The 18,108-nt window shown below is 44.4% G+C and carries 21 protein-coding genes; 10 read left to right on the forward strand and 11 right to left on the reverse strand.

Annotated elements, in window-relative coordinates; all coding sequences use genetic code 11:
- Positions 1-51: 51 nt before the first annotated feature.
- Together BGM23_RS16610 and sndC are read left to right on the forward strand one after the other, a co-directional pair.
- Positions 52-1,443 (forward strand): hypothetical protein, encoded by a 1,392-nt coding sequence (locus BGM23_RS16610; protein WP_080348079.1) that lies wholly within the window; start codon positions 52-54, stop codon positions 1,441-1,443.
- A gap of 72 nt (positions 1,444-1,515) precedes the next feature.
- Positions 1,516-2,706 carry an N-acetyl amino acid acetylase SndC gene (sndC, locus tag BGM23_RS16615; protein WP_046664068.1) on the forward strand — a complete coding sequence of 397 codons (1,191 nt, stop codon included), beginning with the start codon at positions 1,516-1,518 and terminating at the stop codon, positions 2,704-2,706.
- Between the two features lie 17 nt (positions 2,707-2,723).
- Here the strand turns inward: sndC and BGM23_RS16620 are convergent, their stop codons facing one another.
- The 3 genes from BGM23_RS16620 to ecsA are packed head-to-tail and all read right to left on the reverse strand — an operon-like array spanning position 2,724 to position 5,416.
- A complete protein-coding gene (locus BGM23_RS16620; RefSeq protein WP_029726313.1) occupies positions 2,724-3,434 on the reverse strand; it encodes an EcsC family protein in 711 nt (236 codons plus the stop codon).
- 19 nt (positions 3,435-3,453) lie between these two features.
- The gene (gene ecsB, locus BGM23_RS16625) at positions 3,454-4,680 is read right to left on the reverse strand and encodes an ABC transporter permease EcsB (RefSeq protein ID WP_017695369.1); all 1,227 of its coding nucleotides are present in this window, start codon (positions 4,678-4,680) and stop codon (positions 3,454-3,456) included.
- Positions 4,673-5,416 (reverse strand): ABC transporter ATP-binding protein EcsA, encoded by a 744-nt coding sequence (gene ecsA, locus BGM23_RS16630; protein ID WP_003233230.1) that lies wholly within the window; start codon positions 5,414-5,416, stop codon positions 4,673-4,675. Before ecsA ends, ecsB begins: the two co-directional genes overlap by 8 nt.
- Positions 5,417-5,903: 487 nt before the next feature.
- Here ecsA and BGM23_RS16635 point away from each other — a divergent pair, with 487 nt between their 5' ends.
- From BGM23_RS16635 to trpP, 3 genes are all read left to right on the forward strand, one after another.
- The gene (locus tag BGM23_RS16635) at positions 5,904-6,341 is read left to right on the forward strand and encodes an HIT family protein (RefSeq protein ID WP_003233231.1); all 438 of its coding nucleotides are present in this window, start codon (positions 5,904-5,906) and stop codon (positions 6,339-6,341) included.
- Between the two features lie 146 nt (positions 6,342-6,487).
- On the forward strand, positions 6,488-7,567 hold the full coding sequence (serC, locus tag BGM23_RS16640; RefSeq protein WP_029726314.1) for a 3-phosphoserine/phosphohydroxythreonine transaminase: 1,080 nt from the start codon (positions 6,488-6,490) through the stop codon (positions 7,565-7,567).
- 124 nt (positions 7,568-7,691) lie between these two features.
- Positions 7,692-8,210, forward strand: a complete 519-nt coding sequence (gene trpP, locus BGM23_RS16645; RefSeq protein WP_015715602.1) for a tryptophan transporter TrpP — start codon at positions 7,692-7,694, stop codon at positions 8,208-8,210.
- A 73-nt stretch (positions 8,211-8,283) separates the two neighbouring features.
- Here trpP and BGM23_RS16650 read toward each other — a convergent pair whose 3' ends face one another.
- Positions 8,284-8,475 (reverse strand): membrane protein YhzF, encoded by a 192-nt coding sequence (locus tag BGM23_RS16650; protein WP_014476318.1) that lies wholly within the window; start codon positions 8,473-8,475, stop codon positions 8,284-8,286.
- Positions 8,476-8,604: 129 nt separating this feature from the next.
- On the opposite strand from BGM23_RS16650, the gene BGM23_RS16655 reads away from it, so the two are divergent.
- Entirely contained in the window at positions 8,605-8,961 is a 357-nt protein-coding gene (locus BGM23_RS16655; protein ID WP_003245875.1) for a YtxH domain-containing protein, read from the forward strand.
- Positions 8,962-9,138: 177 nt separating this feature from the next.
- Complete coding sequence (locus BGM23_RS16660; protein WP_029726315.1) at positions 9,139-9,750, forward strand: HTH-type transcriptional regulator Hpr; 612 nt, start codon at positions 9,139-9,141, stop codon at positions 9,748-9,750.
- Here BGM23_RS16660 and BGM23_RS16665 read toward each other — a convergent pair.
- On the reverse strand, positions 9,747-10,088 hold the full coding sequence (locus tag BGM23_RS16665) for a YhaI family protein (protein ID WP_046664067.1): 342 nt from the start codon (positions 10,086-10,088) through the stop codon (positions 9,747-9,749). The two genes, BGM23_RS16660 and BGM23_RS16665, sit on opposite strands and share 4 nt — an antisense overlap.
- A gap of 207 nt (positions 10,089-10,295) precedes the next feature.
- Here BGM23_RS16665 and BGM23_RS16670 point away from each other — a divergent pair, with 207 nt between their 5' ends.
- Positions 10,296-10,814, forward strand: a complete 519-nt coding sequence (locus tag BGM23_RS16670; RefSeq protein WP_015715601.1) for a DUF3267 domain-containing protein — start codon at positions 10,296-10,298, stop codon at positions 10,812-10,814.
- Positions 10,815-10,921: 107 nt separating this feature from the next.
- A complete protein-coding gene (locus tag BGM23_RS21540; protein ID WP_024571667.1) occupies positions 10,922-11,104 on the forward strand; it encodes a hypothetical protein in 183 nt (60 codons plus the stop codon).
- Between the two features lie 52 nt (positions 11,105-11,156).
- Here BGM23_RS21540 and yhzE2 read toward each other — a convergent pair whose 3' ends face one another.
- Complete coding sequence (gene yhzE2, locus BGM23_RS16675) at positions 11,157-11,243, reverse strand: sporulation protein YhzE2 (RefSeq protein ID WP_003155248.1); 87 nt, start codon at positions 11,241-11,243, stop codon at positions 11,157-11,159.
- A 124-nt stretch (positions 11,244-11,367) separates the two neighbouring features.
- Positions 11,368-11,454: a sporulation protein YhzE1 gene (gene yhzE1, locus BGM23_RS21545; protein WP_003327753.1), complete on the reverse strand. Its 87-nt coding sequence runs from the start codon at positions 11,452-11,454 to the stop codon at positions 11,368-11,370.
- Between the two features lie 159 nt (positions 11,455-11,613).
- Here yhzE1 and prsA point away from each other — a divergent pair, with 159 nt between their 5' ends.
- Positions 11,614-12,489 carry a peptidylprolyl isomerase PrsA gene (gene prsA, locus BGM23_RS16680; RefSeq protein ID WP_029726316.1) on the forward strand — a complete coding sequence of 292 codons (876 nt, stop codon included), beginning with the start codon at positions 11,614-11,616 and terminating at the stop codon, positions 12,487-12,489.
- Between the two features lie 39 nt (positions 12,490-12,528).
- Here the strand turns inward: prsA and yhaL are convergent, their stop codons facing one another.
- From yhaL to BGM23_RS16700, 4 genes are all read right to left on the reverse strand, one after another.
- Complete coding sequence (gene yhaL, locus BGM23_RS16685; protein ID WP_003233252.1) at positions 12,529-12,741, reverse strand: sporulation protein YhaL; 213 nt, start codon at positions 12,739-12,741, stop codon at positions 12,529-12,531.
- A gap of 125 nt (positions 12,742-12,866) precedes the next feature.
- Positions 12,867-13,811, reverse strand: coding sequence for a 3'-5' exoribonuclease YhaM (gene yhaM, locus BGM23_RS16690; RefSeq protein WP_003245698.1), 945 nt, complete (start codon positions 13,809-13,811; stop codon positions 12,867-12,869).
- A 73-nt stretch (positions 13,812-13,884) separates the two neighbouring features.
- Positions 13,885-16,776, reverse strand: coding sequence for a DNA repair/recombination ATPase SbcE (gene sbcE / locus BGM23_RS16695; RefSeq protein WP_082098092.1), 2,892 nt, complete (start codon positions 16,774-16,776; stop codon positions 13,885-13,887).
- Between the two features lie 4 nt (positions 16,777-16,780).
- The gene (locus tag BGM23_RS16700; RefSeq protein WP_046380897.1) at positions 16,781-18,007 is read right to left on the reverse strand and encodes a metallophosphoesterase family protein; all 1,227 of its coding nucleotides are present in this window, start codon (positions 18,005-18,007) and stop codon (positions 16,781-16,783) included.
- Between the last annotated feature and the right edge of the window lie 101 nt (positions 18,008-18,108).

Consider the following 18,108-nt stretch of genomic DNA (forward strand, 5'->3'; position numbering starts at 1 on the left):
CCGGCACCTTCCGCCCGCCTATGAATAATCTGTAAGCGGAAGGAGTGATCGATGATGGAAGTCGGGATTTTGTCTGTCCATGTTCTGTATGTGTTTTTTATCGGAGCAATTATCCTATTTATGCTGCTGAGAAAAGACACGACATTTATTTCTCTATTCGGCATTTTTATCATATCGCTATGGTCCAGCCATTCACTTTCAGCTTCTGTCAGCAGTTTATTCCACAGCTTTATCTATGCGGCCGGCGAACTGCTGCCCACGATTTTCATCATTTGCTTTATCGTTTCGATGAGTGATTTGTTAACAAAAACAGGGATAAATGAAGCGATGATTTCTCCCTTTGCAAGCCTTGTGAGAGGTCCTGTGACTGCCTATTGGCTGATTGGCGGCCTGATGTTCGCCATTTCTCTCTTCTTCTGGCCTTCTCCGGGTGTCGCTTTGATCGGCGCCGTCCTGCTCCCCGCAGCCGCACGTGCCGGTTTGACGCCTCTTGCCGCGGCCATGGCCATGAACTTATTCGGACACGGTTTTGCCCTGTCAGGAGACTTTGTCATTCAAGCGGCGCCAAAGCTGACTGCGGATGCAGCAGGCATTCCAGTCGGTGATGTCGTCTCGGCCAGCATTCCGCTTGTGCTGATTATGGGTGTGACAACAACAACTGCTGCCTTTATCATGATTCAGCGCGAACGCAAAAAACAGGAGCATCCCGCTTCTTTTTCCCCCGTTCTTTCCGGCGAACAAGACAACTCGCTGTACTTGCCAAAACGCCTGCGGTCCATACTGGCTTTTTTGATTCCGCTTGCCTTTCTTGCAGATATCGCCTGCATGCTCTTGTTTAACCTACAAGGAAATGATGCAACCGCGTTAATTGGCGGGTCTGCAATTTGTATCCTCTTTACCGTTCATTTTTTCGTGTATAAGCATAAAGGGCTTGAAAAAATCACCGGCTATTTTATTGACGGATTTAAGTTCGGTTTTAAGGTTTTCGGCCCCGTCATCCCGATTGCCGCTTTCTTTTATCTTGGCGACTCAGGCTATGAAAGCATACTGGGCACTTCACTCCCTAAAGGTTCCCACGGCATTGTCAACGATCTTGGCATTGCTTTATCCCATATGATGCCTATGTCAAAGGAGCTTGCCGCCGCTGCATTAACTGCCGCTGGAGCCATAACAGGCCTTGACGGCTCAGGATTTTCTGGCATTTCTCTCGCCGGCTCCATCGCAAAGCTCTTTTCGTCCGCTCTCCATGCCGATCCCGCCGTTCTGACCGCGCTCGGACAAATCTCTGCCATCTGGGTGGGCGGAGGCACACTGGTCCCATGGGCGTTGATTCCCGCCGCGGCCATTTGCAAAGTTGATCCTTTTGAGCTTGCCAGAAAAAACTTCATTCCCGTCGCGATTGGCCTTTTGGTGACAACCCTCGCAGCTGTGATGATGCTTTGAAACAGCATGAGTTGAAATATTCAGACTTTTTCTATACAATCATGGAAAAGCATAGAAAAGGGGGAAGCGGCTTTGTCCATATCCACACTGCAGAAAGAGATAAACAAACAGCTCGACGGCTGTTTTGAAGAAATGGTTGAGATCAGGCGCCATTTTCATATGTATCCTGAGCTCTCATTTCAAGAAGAAAAAACCGCCGCATTTATTGCTTCCTATTATGAATCGTTAGGAGTCCCAATCCGCACAAACGTTGGCGGCAGAGGGGTTTTAGCATATATAGAAGGAAGCGAACCCGGCCCTACAGTCGCTTTGAGGGCCGACTTTGACGCTCTCCCCATTCAAGATGAAAAAGATGTCCCTTACGCCTCCAAAGTGCCTGGTGTCATGCATGCATGCGGCCACGACGGCCACACCGCAGCTCTTCTCGCAGTGGCCAAGGTCCTTCACCAAAACAGACATGAACTGAAGGGAACTTTTGTGATGATCCACCAGCATGCAGAAGAATATTATCCGGGAGGCGCAAAGCCAATGATTGATGACGGCTGTCTCGAAAACGCGGATGTGATATTCGGCACTCATCTTTGGGCAACTGAGCCGCTCGGAACCATTCTTTGCCGCCCCGGTGCCGTCATGGCGGCGGCGGACCGATTTACGATTAAAGTCTTCGGAAAGGGCGGCCACGGCGCTCATCCGCATGATACAAAAGACGCCGTCCTGATCGGTTCGCAAATCGTTTCCTCTTTGCAGCACATTGTCAGCCGCAAAGTCAATCCGATTCAATCCGCCGTCATTTCGACAGGCTCCTTCATCGCCGACAATCCGTTTAATGTCATCGCAGACCAAGCAGTACTCATCGGCACAGCGCGTTCTTTTGATGAAAATGTCCGGGACATTCTGGAGAAAGAAATTGAAGCGGTTGTAAAAGGAATATGCAGCATGCACGGCGCGTCCTATGAGTACACCTATGAACAGGGTTATCCAGCGGTTGTGAACCATCCTGCAGAAACGAACCACTTGGTGAGCACCGCAAAGAATACCGAGGGCGTTCTGCAGGTCATTGACGGTGAACCACAAATGGGCGGCGAGGATTTTGCTTATTACTTACAAAACGTGAAGGGCACTTTTTTCTTTACAGGCGCCGCTCCCGAACAGCCAGAGCGAGTCTATTCCCACCACCATCCGAAATTTGATATCAACGAAAAAGCCATGCTGACAGCGGCCAAGGTCCTTGCCGGCGCTGCGATCACCTATCATCAGCTATAAAAAAACAGCCGGAGTGTTTATTCTCCGGCTGTTTCCTTTAATATCCTCAGATGAAAAACATGTCTTGCCGTTTCTCCAAGCTGAGCAAGCAGCTTATAATTGGCAATTCCGCCGACTGCCGCTCCTACACCCGGCAAAAGCTGAAAAAGCTTCACGACGTCGATATAATCGCGATATTCCTGCTGGAACACTCTCCAGTCGATGCTCTTTTTCTCCGTCTCCCAATTTTCGATGACAGAAAAAAGCGATTTACGGCCATCGTCACTCGAAAATGCAAGCTGAAACACGAGCAGCAAGAACATTCTTTCTTGTGCATCTTTCACATCAAAGCCGTAAATGGAAGACAAGGTAAATAAACACTTCATCTTAATTGAAAGCAGCAGCGGAAAATCAGCAATGCCTAAAAAAATGCCGCCCGCTCCGGTGCCGACTCCCTCAGCAGCTGCCACTTTCTGATAAGAAACAATCGTTTTTTTCGCCAATTCGTTTTTTTCACTGAGCGACAGTGCACTTGTATCCTTTTTATAAGTAATGATATTGGAGCCGGCCATTGTCGCTTCTACCATTTTTTTCACACTCTCGGTGACGACCGTATGGATTTTCTCAGGAATCCGTTCATTCACCTTCGTCTGGACACGCTTCGAAAAGCGTTCAAACATGGAATCCTTTCGCAAAAAATGCATTTTCCAGTCCAAAGCTTCCTGCATCAGCAGCTGATTATCTGTCATTTGATTACCTCTTTTCAGTTCACAGCTTTCCGTGCTTTTTCAGCCTGGTTGTCATATAAGCAGGCAAAACAACAAAAATCAGAACGGCAGAACCGATCAGCGCGTACAGAAAACCGGTCAAGCCGGCTGCATAGGCAGATGCAACAGACATCAGCAGCGCTTGAATACTAAGTGCAGTTTTTAATAGAGAGAAATAGCTTTTCAGCTTTGTTTCTTTTTTCACAGGGTACAGCTCTTGAAGCGCCAGATGGTCAAAGTGGCCGAAGAGCGGCAGAAGCTGAATGCCCGTAATGAAAATGGCAAACACAGTCAAAACCGCTGCAATCAGCGGGCTAGCTGAGACATACATAATGATCAGCGCGAAAACGATCGTTAATCTGACAAGAATGCCCAAATAATCGCTCGAACGCAAAAAGGCGCGGGTGAACATATAGGCAAATGTTTTGCGCTGTTCAAACGGCACAAGCCGCAGCAAAAAGTCGAGATAAGCTCTGCGTTTGGCTTGCTTTCGCAAATGCGGCACATCAGTAAACAGGTTGGCAATCCGATAGAAACGCTGCTTTCGTCTCAATTCGGACTCAATATGGCTTTCCCATTTAAATGTTTTCCGTTTTGCTGCGGAAGACATATACAGATAAAGAACAGCCATAATGACATAGACGAGAAGCGCATACATATAAACAGATTGGAAAACAAAATAAAGAACGAGTGTATTCGCCGCAAAGCGAATGATGACGTCCATCCGTTTCATGCTGCGGTCGTTTTGGAAAGTCGTTCGCCATTCCATTACCTGATTCCACGCTTTCAGCAGCAACAGTTGGACAAAGACCGCGGCATACGATACGAGCGAAGCCCCCGGTGTGACTGCGAAATAAAGCGGCATCGCAACGATGCTCAGCGCAATAAGCGGAAACAGCTGAGACACATAGCTGTAGACAAACGCCTGCTTCAAGTAAGGCTCCATTTTTGCTTCAAGAGGCAATAAGAAAACAAGGTCAGCCTCCTTCAAAAGCGTTCGCACATAAGAGCTTGTCAACACGAGCGAAAACAGCACGGCCATCACCCAAAAGGATGGAAAGTGAGCGGGAATGTCCCGTATCCATTTGCTGTACCAGCTTGCAGCGCCCGCTAGAAAAAAAATCAAAACAATGACGAGGTGATCATTGAGCATATATTTCATGTATGTTCTTGTTTCTTTGATATGCTCCTGCAGCCGCGACTGCCAAATATCAAGCATATTATTCATGGCCAGCGTCTTCCTTTGTAAGCTCAAGATACAAATCGTCCAGCGCCGCGTCCTTCATTCCAAACTGCTCTCTGAGCTCTGACAGCGTGCCGCGCGCCCGCACCTCGCCGTTATGTAAAATAATAAACGAATCGCAATAGCGTTCTGCCGTTGCCAAAATGTGTGTTGACATCAGCACGCTCGCCCCGCCTTTTTTCGCTTCATTCATCCGTTCAAGCAGCGCGTTAATGGCAAGCGGATCAAGCCCTAGAAAAGGCTCATCAATAATGTAGAGCGCAGGCTCTGCCAAAAATGCGCACATAATCATAACTTTCTGCTTCATTCCTTTAGAAAAATGGGCCGGGAACCACTTCAGCCTCTTTTCCATTCGGAATTCCTTTAGTAGCGGAGGCAGCCTTTTCTCCATTGTTTCTTTTGACAGTCCATATGCCATGGCTGTTAGTTCAAGATGCTCCATCAGCGTCAATTCTTCGTATAAAACAGGTGTTTCAGGTATATAGGTAAATTGTGAACGGTAGCCTTCCGGATCCTCAGCAAACGTTTTACCGTTTAATTCGATTGAACCTTTATGCGGGTCCATCAGCCCGATGATGTGTCTGATTGTTGTACTTTTACCAGCACCATTCAGCCCGATTAATCCGACAATTTGATTCGGTTCAAGGGTGAATGATACGTTTTTTAAAACCGGATTCCTTGTATATCCGCCGGTCAAGTCTTTTACCGATAGCAGAGACATAGTTTCTCCCCTTATAGTGTTTTTCTTCATAGTACCAAAAACAAGGCCTGATTTGAAACAATTCCCTTTTAACAAATGATGAATTTGCTGTCATAAAGAGACAGGGTTCTGGACATCATAATAGTTGTAGAGGAAAAGCATATCAACTGAAAAATGAGGTGTTTGTCAAAGACGTCTTAGAAACAGTTGGATAGAAAATAAACATGTCCAATGCTCAAACCATTTCTCTTCACTGAATTGATGAATTCTTCATGTATGAAGCAAATTGTCAAATGAGGTGTTTATCGCAGGAATCGTTAGGCATTAAACAAGTCTTCATTTTATTGACAAATGAGGTGCTTACCAAAGGCATAACACATTTTCTTCATATAAGCTCTTCCTCTGCATTCAGGGTGAACGCTCGCCGTTCATCCTGTTTTCTATTTTCTGCATTTCTGTGGTACGATGAGTGTATACATACTAAACAATTTCATAAGGAGGAACCCTCATGCATTGTGCAGAAAATTGTATCTTTTGTAAAATTATCGCCGGCGACATTCCATCCGCGAAGGTGTATGAAGATGAACATGTACTTGCCTTTCTTGATATCAGCCAAGTGACAAAAGGCCATACGCTTGTCATTCCGAAAACACATATTGAGAATGTATATGAATTTACAGATGAATTAGCAAAACAATATTTCCATGCTGTTCCGAAAATCGCCCGCGCTATCCGGGATGAATTTGAACCGATCGGCTTAAATACGCTGAACAATAACGGCGAAAAAGCTGGACAATCTGTGTTCCACTACCATATGCATATTATCCCTCGCTACGGAAAAGGAGATGGATTCGGAGCGGTTTGGAAAACGCATGCTGATGATTATAAACCGGAGGATCTGCAGAACATCTCTTCCTCTATCGCAAAACGCCTGGCCTCATCATAAGATGAGGTTATTTTATTTTGTGAACATTTCGCAAACATCCGTCAATTTCTTTTGATAATTCTAATTTTTTATCAAAAAACTGAATTTTTGTGATAGGATAATTGTATTATTTTATACATTAACGTGGAAAACAGGGAGAGATCATAATGGAACGTACAACGAATTTTAACGCAGGTCCTGCAGCGCTGCCACTGGAAGTTCTGCAAAAAGCACAGAAAGAATTTATTGATTTTAACGAATCCGGCATGTCTATTATGGAGCTTTCCCACCGCAGCAAAGAGTATGAAGCGGTGCACCAAAAAGCGAAAAGCCTCTTAATCGAACTGATGGGCATTCCGGAAGATTACGATATCTTGTTTCTTCAAGGCGGGGCAAGCCTTCAATTCTCAATGCTTCCGATGAACTTTTTAACACCTGAAAAAACCGCACATTTTGTCATGACAGGCGCTTGGTCTGAAAAAGCACTGGCAGAAACGAAATTGTTCGGGAACACGTCTATCACCGCTACAAGTGAAACAGACAATTACAGCTATATTCCAGAGGTTGACCTTACGGATGTAAAAGACGGCGCATATTTACATATCACATCCAACAATACAATTTTCGGCACTCAGTGGCAGGAGTTTCCGAATTCTCCAATTCCGCTCGTAGCCGACATGTCCAGCGATATTTTAAGCAGAAAAATCGATGTGTCTAAATTTGACGTGATCTACGGAGGCGCCCAAAAGAACCTCGGCCCTTCCGGCGTGACTGTAGTCATCATGAAAAAAAACTGGCTGAAAAATGAAAATGCGAACGTCCCAAAAATCCTGAAATATTCCACGCATGTCAAAGCGGATTCACTCTACAACACTCCGCCGACATTTGCGATTTATATGCTGAGCCTTGTTCTGGAGTGGCTCAAGGAAAACGGCGGTGTGGAAACTGCTGAACAGCGCAATGAACAAAAAGCGCAGGTTCTCTACAGCTGTATTGATGAAAGCAACGGCTTCTATAAAGGACATGCCAGAAAGGACAGCCGCTCACGCATGAATGTCACCTTCACGCTTCGGGATGACGAATTAACGAAAACATTCGTTCAGAAAGCAAAAGATGAGAAGATGATCGGCCTTGGCGGACACCGTTCGGTGGGAGGCTGCCGCGCTTCTATTTATAACGCGGTCTCTCTCGAAGACTGTGAAAAATTAGCTGCGTTCATGAAGAAATTCCAGCAGGAAAATGAGTAAAAAGTCTGGCTATGCAAACCGTCCGTTTGGTATACTGTTTGCATAACACATTCTGTAAAGCCTTCGCAATAAATGATGAGCATATTATTGGAGGGCAAAAAGCTTAGCAGAGGAGAGCATAGTTATGAAAACAAAAGAGTTAGTCATTATGGCTCTGTTTGCCGCAATCGGCGCAGCGCTTCATTCCATTATTCCGCCCTTTTTAGGCGGCATGAAACCAGATATGATGCTGATCATGATGTTCATGGGCATTCTGCTGTTCCCGCGGGTGCAAAATGTACTCGTCATCGGGATCGTGACTGGAATCATTTCCGCGCTTACAACCGCGTTTCCAGCCGGACAGATCCCTAACATCATTGATAAACCCGTATCAGCATTTCTGTTCTTCTCCCTGTTTCTCTTGTTCAGAAAGAGCCGGAAAACAGGTGCAGCCGCTGTGCTGACAGTGATCGGGACCATCTTATCAGGAATTGTGTTTTTATCGTCAGCTTTATTGATCGTCGGTTTACCGGGCGGTTTAGCCGCATTGTTCGCGGCTGTTGTTCTGCCGGCCGCTGTGCTGAATACAATCTCAATGATCATTATTTATCCGATTGTGCAAACCATTTTAAGGCGTTCAAGCTTTATGGAAGCTGCTAAATAATTGTCACACAAAACCTCTTCCGCTTCCGGGAGAGGTTTTTTTGAACAGAGCGCCCGCAGCATGTCAGCATGTTTTAAGCGAGGAGTTTTGTGAAAAAGATAAGACATAGTGTAAAGGCGGTTCCGGTTGAACAAACAAGCGCTTTCTGCCGGATGACTTTCTTGGGCGGATAAGAAGCAGCCTGGCTGAGAAGTCTGATATAGTAAACAGCGCCTGAAGCGAAGGCAAGGGTGATGCAAGATAACACAATCAAAAAGACAGACAACCTTCTCCCTCCTTTTCACTTAAAAAATATGCTAAAATAAAGCAAGCTATGTATAGAAGTTCAGGCTTTCAACAAAAATGAAAAATGCTGAATGAATCCTATTTTGAAGAAAAAGACGGGGTGATTGTAATGGCGAGCGGACGTTCTCTATTAACAGGACTATTCGTAGGCGGCATCATCGGAGGAGCAGCGGTTCTTCTTACTGCACCTTCCTCAGGAAAGCAGCTGCGTGAAAAAATGAAAACCAACTATGATTCTTTTGAAGAAACAATCAAACGCTTAAAGTCAGACGGGCTTGCATTAAAAGACCAGCTGATCAAAGCGGCAAAAGAAAGCACGGATGTTATTAAAGACGTGGGCGGCGAGCTCCAAACATCAATTAAAAAATGGCAGGAAGAGATCAAGCCTCACCAGCAGGATTTGCAAAAAGAAATTGCCGATATCGAAGAGAAAATCAGACAGCTGGAGAAAACCTTACAAAACTAATATCCTATTCAAAAGAAAAAAATGCGGGCCAAAATTGGACCCGTATTTTTTTTGGCCGAAAAACCCTTCCGCCGCAATGGTTTGTGAATTTATTAAAAAATTCTTACATTTTCATCTTTATTAATCTTTATTTTATTGGCATAATAGAGAAAAAGAAAAAGAGAAGCAGGTGACGTAATGAATCGAGTGGAACCGCCCTATGATGTGAAAGAAGCTCTGGTTTTCACCCAGAAAATGGCTCAGCTTAGCAAAGCTCTTTGGAAATCGATCGAGAAGGATTGGCAGCAATGGCTCAAACCGTATGACCTGAATATTAATGAGCATCATATTTTATGGATTGCGTATCAATTGAATGGAGCTTCCATTTCTGAAATCGCGAAGTTCGGGGTCATGCACGTATCAACCGCATTCAACTTTTCAAAAAAGCTGGAAGAACGGGGATATTTAAGGTTCTCCAAACGGCTGAATGATAAACGGAACACATATGTCCAATTGACTGAGGAAGGTACCGAGGTATTCTGGAGCTTGCTTGAGGAATTTGATCCGACACGCAACGCTGTTTTTAAAGGGTCACAGCCTTTGTATCATTTATTCGGAAAATTTCCTGAAGTGGCAGAAATGATGTGTATGATACGCCATATCTACGGCGATGATTTTATGGAAATTTTCGAAACGTCACTCACCAATATTGACAATGACTTTGAAAGCGTAAACGGAAAACTGAAGAAAAAAGCAAAGGACAGTGTTGCGGATGAACCGGCTGAAGAGCTTGAACCTGTAAACAGTTAATCAAAATGCTTCATGATGTCGATAAAGACTTCCATCAGCTCTTGATAAAGCCCCTGCTCATACAGGGCAAAAATCGTTTCATGAACATCTAATTTTTCATTCAGCTGTCCGGCAAAAAGCGCAAGGAGCTTATCAAAGGTTACAAATCCTTGCGCTTTTTGTGTTGCCAGCTCTTCCGTCAATTCATCGCATATCCTCATAACCGCTTCCCCTTCTTCCTTGCTCAGCCCTTTGTCAATGAGAAGCGCATAGAAGGGGTACCTGTCCATATCTACTGTTTTCACTAATAATTGTATGTAATATTCTAATCGCTCAATGCGATGATCCATCGAATCCATCCACACCACTTCTTTCTATCTTTAATCTTATTTTAGCTGATAATTCACTGAGAAGAAAGTTCTAACCCCATATTTCGCAGTTTGTTTGCTTGTTTCAAAAAAATACCTGCCGGATGATATTTTTTCTTAAAAAAGCATTGATTTTTTCTCTTGGGAGGAGTAAATTATTTTGAGATTCTATTCAAGATGTATGGAAGGATGACTTTGATGAATTGCTGGAAGACCATAAATCTCATGAAGGATTATGGCGCCGTTCGCATAATATTAACTGCTGTATGTTTTATGATTTTGGTTTTTATATCTACCTTTTTAGCTTTTGAGCTGCTGCGGCCTGGCACAAGCTTAAGCGATGAATATGTATCTTTATTCGGCGGTTTGCTCGTCGTTATTTTATTTGTACATAAAGTCATCCATGTCCTGCCAATCATCTGCAAAAAAAGAAAAATAGAAAAAAAGTTTTACATATTGCGCATGCGCACATGGAAACGTATACCAAAAACAACAATGCTGATTTCACTCGTCAGCCCGTTCTTGCTGATTACACCGGTATTGTTTTACGCAGCACTGGCATTTCCGAATCATGCTCATTATTTCTGCATGATCTTGGGCATTCACGCCGGCTACTGTCTGCCTGATTTCCTGCTGGCTCTCAAGCTGATAAAAGCACCGAAAACCGCTTTTATTGATCAGGAAGCTGACGGCTTGGATATTCTTGTTGAAAAGTAGTCAAACCCTGGTGCTGGTGGCGATTTTTCAATTTGCATTCTATCTTTTTTAATAAATATTTGGTAATGTAATATGGGACAGTTCAGAGAGAGGGGGAATCTCCCATCATTTTATTCTATTTTATCGTGGCTGCCGTGTTTATTTTATATTTCATAAACAGGCTCACCAATACATTATGCCTTGTCAGAGAGATTCCTGAAGAGCGGCAAGATAAGGTATTCCGATTTATTAATGTATCTATATTAATTTTACTGATCTCTTCGTTTGTGGAGATCTCCTTTACAGTGTAAATACGAAAGAAAGCATAGCTGCTGATTAAGCAGCTATGCTTTTTTATGTTGATTAGTACAGCCAAGAAGCGCCGATGATAATCAATAAAATAAATAACACAACCAATAAAGCGAATCCGCCTGCAAATACTTCACCCATCTTAAAAAGCACCTCCTGTAATAAGCTTTATTTACCAATTACATGTTATGCAATTCATGTTTGAAACGATTAGGCGCTAGTGAAAATAAAGGATCGCTTATGTTGCAAGCGATCCTCGGGCTGCTTAGTAGATGTAAGCTGCACCTACGATGATAAGCAAAATGAACAGTACTACGAGCAACGCGAATCCGTTAGAGTATCCTCCGCTCATGTTACATACCTCCTTTTCTTGATCAATATATAAGTATGTCATCAGCAAAAGTTTGACTAGACGAATGCCCTTTATTTAAAATCTTTTTACAGAAAGCCACAATATGTTATGATACGCATAGGTAATTTAATTTGGAATGATTAGGAGTGTTTGAAAACAATGAAGAAAATCGCAATAGCAGCTATCACTGCTACAAGCATCCTCGCTCTCAGTGCATGCAGCAGCGGCGACAAAGAAGTCATCGCAAAAACTGACGCAGGCGATGTCACAAAAGGCGAGCTTTACACAAACATGAAGAAAACAGCTGGCGCAAGCGTACTGACACAGCTAGTGCAAGAAAAAGTATTGGACAAGAAGTATAAAGTTTCGGATAAAGAAATTGACAACAAGCTGAAAGAATACAAAACGCAGCTTGGCGATCAATATACTGCCCTCGAAAAGCAATATGGCAAAGATTACCTGAAAGAACAAGTAAAATATGAATTGCTGACACAAAAAGCGGCTAAAGATAACATCAAAGTAACAGACGCCGATATCAAAGAGTACTGGGAAGGCTTAAAAGGCAAAATCCGTGCAAGCCACATCCTTGTTGCTGATAAAAAGACAGCTGAAGAAGTAGAGAAAAAGCTGAAAAAAGGCGAGAAGTTTGAAGACCTTGCGAAAGAATACTCAACAGACAGCTCTGCTTCAAAAGGCGGGGATCTTGGTTGGTTCGCAAAAGACGGTATGATAGCTGATTTCAGCAAAGTTGCATTCAAATTAAAAACAGGTGAAGTCAGTGATCCTGTCAAAACGCAATACGGCTACCACATCATTAAAAAGACAGAAGAACGCGGCAAATACGATGATATGAAAAAAGAACTGAAATCTGAAGTACTTGAACAAAAATTAAATGACAACGCAGCTGTTCAGGAAGCTGTTCAAAAAGTTATGAAGAAAGCTGACATCGAAGTAAAAGATAAAGATCTGAAAGACACATTTAATACATCTTCAACAAGCAACAGCACTTCTTCATCTTCAAGCAATTCTAAATAATAAAAAAGCTGTGCGGCTCAATGAGCCGCACAGCTTTTTTTATGCGATGGAATGGTTTTGATTTTCTTCTTCATGCTGCTGAGAACTGCGGCGTTCTCGCTCCTTTTCCATCCTCTCCATATAAATCTGCCCTTCTTTTTCAATAAAAGCCTGGTCTACTTTTTCTTCCTCTTTGGCTGCCGCCACAAGTTTATATGCGCTGAAAATGATGCCTACAATACAAAGATACACCCACCATGGAAAAAATAACACGGGCTCCTCCCCCTTTTGCATAGATTCTTTATTCTTAACCATATGCGGGAATGAGACGAGTTATGTGCGGGAAAGACGCATCAAAAAGGACTGAGCTGAATATGTCAGCATCAGTCCTTTTTAAGTTATTTATGAAATGTCGGTTTATAAAAGGAACGGTTTTCCAGCGCAAATACACGTTCAGTATACTCGCCCGGCTTCACGCGCTCAAGCGCTCTGTCCATCATATTCATTTTTGCATCCAGATTGTCTATATAGTGAAGAATTTCCGCTTCTTTCACCATCGGTGGTTTCGGGCTGCCCCATTCTGCTTTGCCGTGGTGACTCAAAATCAAATGCTGAAGAATTAACACCTCTTCAGAATCGATTTGAAGCTCCTCAGCAGCTTTTGAAAGCTCTGTCACCATGATGGAAATATGGCCGAGCAAATTGCCTTCAACCGTATATGAAGTGGAAACAGGGCCGGACAGCTCCTTCACTTTTCCAAGATCATGCAGGATAACACCGGCGTAAAGCAGATCACGATCAAGAGAAGGATATAAATCTGCTATTGCTTTCGCCAGGTTCAGCATAGAGACAACATGATACGCCAAACCTGAGACAAACTCATGGTGGTTTTTCGTAGCCGCCGGATAATCCATAAACTCAGCTTCGTGTTTTTTAACCAAAAACCTTGTGATTCGCTGGATATTCGGATTTTTCATTTCAAATATATATTGAGTGATGGTATCCATCATTTCATTTTTCGGAATCGGCGCGGTTTCTAAAAAATCATCAATATTGACGTTTTCTTGCTCGCTTACCGGTCTGATATTTCTTAGCTTCAGCTGGGTGCGTCCGCGATAATGGTGAACATCGCCGACGACCTTGACAATCGTCTGCGGCGCATAGGTCACTTCATCACTTTGCTTGGCATCCCACAGCTTCGCTTCAATATCGCCTGACTGGTCTTGCAGCATCAGCGTCAGAAACGGTTTTCCATTGCTTGCAATCCCTTTCGTCGAGGATTTAATCAATAGATACTGGTCCACCTGTTCGCCAACCTCATGTAGCATAATCCCTTTAGCCATTCTATTAAAGCTCCCTCCGTATCTTACATAATACCAGTATATCACATACCGATTTTCAGCTATAGAACCTCTTTTATGACACCAAATGGATGATTTGGCTGCTATGAAATGCATCTTTTACGTGCTCATGGCATGTAAAATACAAAATCTGCCTACCGCCTTTGGATAAATCATACAGAACATGTAATACACGTTTCAGCCTTTCCTGATCAAAATGAACAAAACTGTCGTCAAGCTGGAACGGAAGCATTGACCCATCCTGGCGCGTAACGGCCAAAGCAAATCGGATCGCTGTATACAGCTGTTCACATGTCCCTTGTGACAGCTCTTCCGCATGATAGACAGTTCCATCGCGATGCATAACCATGATCGAATCATCCGTTTCGGAAAAATAAATGGTTTGGTAGTTTCCGTCAGTCAGAGGGCGGAAGAATTCTCCTGCCGTCTCCAGAAGGCGCGGAAGCTCGATTTTTTTATGCCGCTCCAATTTGTTTCTGATCACCTGTTTGACCATTTGTATGGAGGCCCATTTTTTAGCCGTTTCTTTCACACGTTCTTTTTGCATTTCGGTTTGAAGCTTGAGGTCTGAGACCAATCCCGAAGCCTCTAATTGTTCCTGTTTGACTGAGAGCAGTGCGATTTGGCTGCGGAGCTGCTCGATCTCCTCAGTCAGCCGCTCTTTTCTTTCATTCTCAACAAATTGCTTATCTTTCAATTCAGAAAGCGTATTGGAATCCGCCAGTTCAAGTTCCTCCGGGTGCTCGCCTTGAAGCTGTGCGTTTACGTGATGAAGCTTGTTCTCCGTATCCTTCAATTGCCTGCTGATGTCGGCTATGGCAAAAAACGCATCTCTGTCTTTTGCAGCAGCCGCGGCAAATAACTGTTCAATCTGTGCGTGGAAATACTGTATTTCTTGCTCAAGTTCAAGCATCTGTTCCTTTGTATAATGAATATCTGTTTCAATTTCCTTTTTTTGCTTCTCAATTTCTTTTTCACGTTCAATGTTTTTCCGCAATGTGTGAAGGGCGTCCGAAATGGAGATATCCTGACTCTGATTCACGGGAAGAAGCATACTGACACGTTCTTCGAATGTTCTCCGGTGCTTTTTCAGCCTGCCTGCTTCTATGGTCAGCTCATGCTTTTTCTTCACTTCTTTTTTAACATCCTTCATTAAGCTGTATGCATCAAGCAAAAATGATGGATCTTCCTTAAATCCGAGCTCATTCATAAAACGCTCAACCTGTGTAAAGGACGGCGCCATTTCGGCTTCCCACTGTTCAAACTGCTGGATGACCCTTTCATACGCCGCCTCTTTTTGCTGGAGCGCTGCACGCTGTGTGAGAAGGTGCTGCTTATTGCGGTCATCCTCCCATAACGCTTCTCTAAGCATTTCAGCTTCTGCTGGTGAAATATCCGTCATGGGCTGTCTTGTCTCTCGGCTGTTTCGAGAAGACGATTTTCCTGAAACAAGCCAATACACAATAAGTGCAGCGCCGAAACTTATGGCGGGAATCCATTGCTGCAGCAGAGAAAAGAGAACGATGAACAACATACCAGCTGCAATGACAGTCTTTTTCTGTTTAGCCTGCTGTCTTTCAAAAAACGTTAGCTGTTCTCTGAGCTTCGCTTGCTCTTGGTGCTGCCCCTGTGTTTCATCATATGCTCTAAGAGCTGCTTCTTTATCTTTTCTTTGGCTGTTTTCAAGAATCACGGACGAAGCGGCACGAACGGCCTTTTCCGCGTCTTCCAGCTCTTGCCGGGCAAGTTCAAACGTCTCGTCAAGCTGCCGTTTTCTGTCTCTTGCCTGTACATATTGCTGCACCGCTTGCTGAAGCTGCCATTCATAATCATATGAGGTGTTCATATTCAGGAGCTCATTTTCATCCGTTTTATTGAGCTGTTCCAGCCCTGCCGCTGTCTGCGCAGACGTCTGGCGCAGCTGTGCCTGAATGGCTGCCAGCTGTTCTCCCCAGGATTGGTACATATGAAACGCTGCCGAAAGCTCTTGTATCAGCGTTTCTTTCGCCAATAGTTCTTTATCGGGGATAAGCTTTTGCCTCTGTTTGTCCAACTCCGCCATCTTCACCCGAAGCGCCTCAAGCTGTGCTGATTTCGGGTGAAGATGGGATTCATATTTTTCCAGCTGATGCAGTCCGTCAGCAGGAAATTGTCCTGCGTGTTCCGGAAATTCTGCAATCACCTGTTCGAGTGTCGCTTTTTCATTTAGCAGCGGCTTTCGCTCAATCGCTCCCTCAATCATTCGGATATGTCCCGCCGTCTCTTTCAATTCGGTTTCCGCGGCTGCAAGGCGGGCTTCAAGCGTTCGTTTTTCCTCGAGAAGCTGATGATAGCCCGCTTCCTCTGCTTCAGCCTGTTTTAGCTTAACTGCCAGCTGCTTAAGCGTTTCCAGCTCCTGATTCAATTGAGGGTTTCGCCCATTTGGTTTATAGAGCCTTTCGCTTTCCTTCGTCAGCCTTGAATCAAGCTTTGATACGGCTTCAGCACCAAACAAGCTGGAAAAGAGCAAAAATTCCCCTATCTTGTCCCGATTAAAGGCGTGAATTTCCTGCAGCCCGAATACGTCGAACGAATATATGGCTTTGTACAACGACCTGTCTGTGCCCTGGAACAGCTGCTTTAAAACATCTCCCTGCTTTACTTCGCCCTTTTCTGTGTACACGCTTAGTTTTTCGGCAGTCCCTTTCGTCCGTTCGATCTTCAGCACCCCATACTCAGGATGTTCAGCTTCAAGAACACCGCCGTAGACACCGCCTGTTTTCGGTTCATACTTTTTCGTTTTCGGAAAACCGAACAGCATGCTTTCAATGAATGACATCATCGTCGTTTTTCCTGCCTCATTTAATCCGTAGATGACTTGGACAGGAGAGGCGGAAAAGTCAAAGGTCCGATTGGAAAATTTTCCGTATTGGTAGATATGTAAAGATATAATTCGCAAAGCTGTCACCGCCTCATGTATCAAGCACCTTAAGCTGTCTTTTCAATAATATCTGTGCCTGCTCTTTTATTTCCTTTACCTCCTCTTGGCTAAACCGGTCCGCGTGCCTTCTATACACTGGATGCCGCTCAAGCCCTTCCAGCACGTCTGACAGATCGCTGCGATCAATGTCTTCAAATAAACCGCCAAAAAAAGGATCAAGGTTTGTTAGGTTTGCTTCGTTTTCTGTCTCATCGTCCAATCTAAGAGGCCAAACGAAATGTTCCTCTTCCGCTTCTTGTTCCTGAAGAGCTTCAAGAAACTCATCCAAGGTGCCTTTTGGCGCCTCCAGCAGCCATTCCGGCGCCGTCCCTTGTAAAACAAGCCTTACACAAACAGGGCTCCCCTTTTTCCGCAGCTTCGAAAACGTGTCCTCCACCATTTGGAAGAGGGCTGTCATATTCTTTGCCTCCGTCACATCAACCGCCGCTTTTTCCCACAGGACATCATGCGCTCTCTGAAATTCATAAGATATATCTCCGTTTGTCACATGAACGAGATAATAGCCTTTATCTCCCGTCTCCTTCATATGGCGTGCTTGCGTGTTTCCCGGGTAAATGACTGCCGGATGCTCGGCAGATAGAACCTGGCGTTTATGTATATGGCCAAGCGCCCAATAATCCATCCCGCTTTTCACGAGGTCGTCATGTGTAAACGGGCAATACGGATCGTGTCCTTCAGATCCTGACAGCGTGCCGTGGAGCATGCCGATATGAAACGGTGCGTCAGTTGATCTCCGATAGCGGGCGGCTTGGTTTTCCGTCACTGCTCTGGCTTGATAGCTGAAGCCGTAAATGCTTGCTATGCGCCTGCCTTCTTTAAAAAACGATTTTTCTTCTGGAACAGCGGACGAAAAAATATGGACATTCTCAGGCCATTCAATCGGCGTCCACTCCCCGCCAAGATGATCGTGATTCCCAAAGATGACATATACCGAAATTCCGCACTCTCTGAGTCTTTCAAACTGTTTTTTCAAAAAGAGCTGAGCCTTTAAGCTTCGATTGGCTTCATCAAACAGATCTCCCGCCAGCAAAATGAAATCAACGTGCTCTCTCACTGCGGCGTCTATCATATGTCTCACGCTTGCAAACGTGCTTTCTTTAATCCGGGCAAAAATCGGCTCCGGCAGGTGCGATATCCCGTAAAACGGGCTGTCAAGATGAAGATCTGCCGCATGAATAAAGGTTAGATCAGTCAACATTCTGCTCCTTTCCAGGATGAAGTACCCTTATTTTAGCACCGAATTCTTGCGAATGCACGTTCTGTCAAAAAAGAAACAGCCTGAGAATCCCCAGGCTGTTT

It is taken from the genome of Bacillus sp. FJAT-14266 (assembly GCF_001719225.1).
GTDB classification, from domain to species: Bacteria; Bacillota; Bacilli; order Bacillales; family Bacillaceae; genus Bacillus; species Bacillus subtilis.

Bases quoted from the DNA above. Each gene is read 5' to 3' on its own strand.
- BGM23_RS16635 (WP_003233231.1), top strand. From the start codon at position 5,904: ATGCATTGTGCAGAAAATTGTATCTTTTGTAAAATTATCGCCGGCGAC.
- BGM23_RS16700 (WP_046380897.1), bottom strand. From the start codon at position 18,007: ATGTTGACTGATCTAACCTTTATTCATGCGGCAGATCTTCATCTTGAC.
- serC (WP_029726314.1), top strand. From the start codon at position 6,488: ATGGAACGTACAACGAATTTTAACGCAGGTCCTGCAGCGCTGCCACTG.
- BGM23_RS16660 (WP_029726315.1), top strand. From the start codon at position 9,139: ATGAATCGAGTGGAACCGCCCTATGATGTGAAAGAAGCTCTGGTTTTC.
- yhaM (WP_003245698.1), bottom strand. From the start codon at position 13,811: ATGGCTAAAGGGATTATGCTACATGAGGTTGGCGAACAGGTGGACCAG.
- ecsB (WP_017695369.1), bottom strand. From the start codon at position 4,680: ATGAATAATATGCTTGATATTTGGCAGTCGCGGCTGCAGGAGCATATC.
- BGM23_RS16665 (WP_046664067.1), bottom strand. From the start codon at position 10,088: ATGGATTCGATGGATCATCGCATTGAGCGATTAGAATATTACATACAA.
- prsA (WP_029726316.1), top strand. From the start codon at position 11,614: ATGAAGAAAATCGCAATAGCAGCTATCACTGCTACAAGCATCCTCGCT.
- trpP (WP_015715602.1), top strand. From the start codon at position 7,692: ATGAAAACAAAAGAGTTAGTCATTATGGCTCTGTTTGCCGCAATCGGC.
- yhzE1 (WP_003327753.1), bottom strand. From the start codon at position 11,454: ATGAGCGGAGGATACTCTAACGGATTCGCGTTGCTCGTAGTACTGTTC.
- ecsA (WP_003233230.1), bottom strand. From the start codon at position 5,416: ATGTCTCTGCTATCGGTAAAAGACTTGACCGGCGGATATACAAGGAAT.
- BGM23_RS16655 (WP_003245875.1), top strand. From the start codon at position 8,605: ATGGCGAGCGGACGTTCTCTATTAACAGGACTATTCGTAGGCGGCATC.
- BGM23_RS16670 (WP_015715601.1), top strand. From the start codon at position 10,296: ATGAATTGCTGGAAGACCATAAATCTCATGAAGGATTATGGCGCCGTT.
- BGM23_RS16620 (WP_029726313.1), bottom strand. From the start codon at position 3,434: ATGACAGATAATCAGCTGCTGATGCAGGAAGCTTTGGACTGGAAAATG.
- BGM23_RS16610 (WP_080348079.1), top strand. From the start codon at position 52: ATGATGGAAGTCGGGATTTTGTCTGTCCATGTTCTGTATGTGTTTTTT.
- yhzE2 (WP_003155248.1), bottom strand. From the start codon at position 11,243: ATGGGTGAAGTATTTGCAGGCGGATTCGCTTTATTGGTTGTGTTATTT.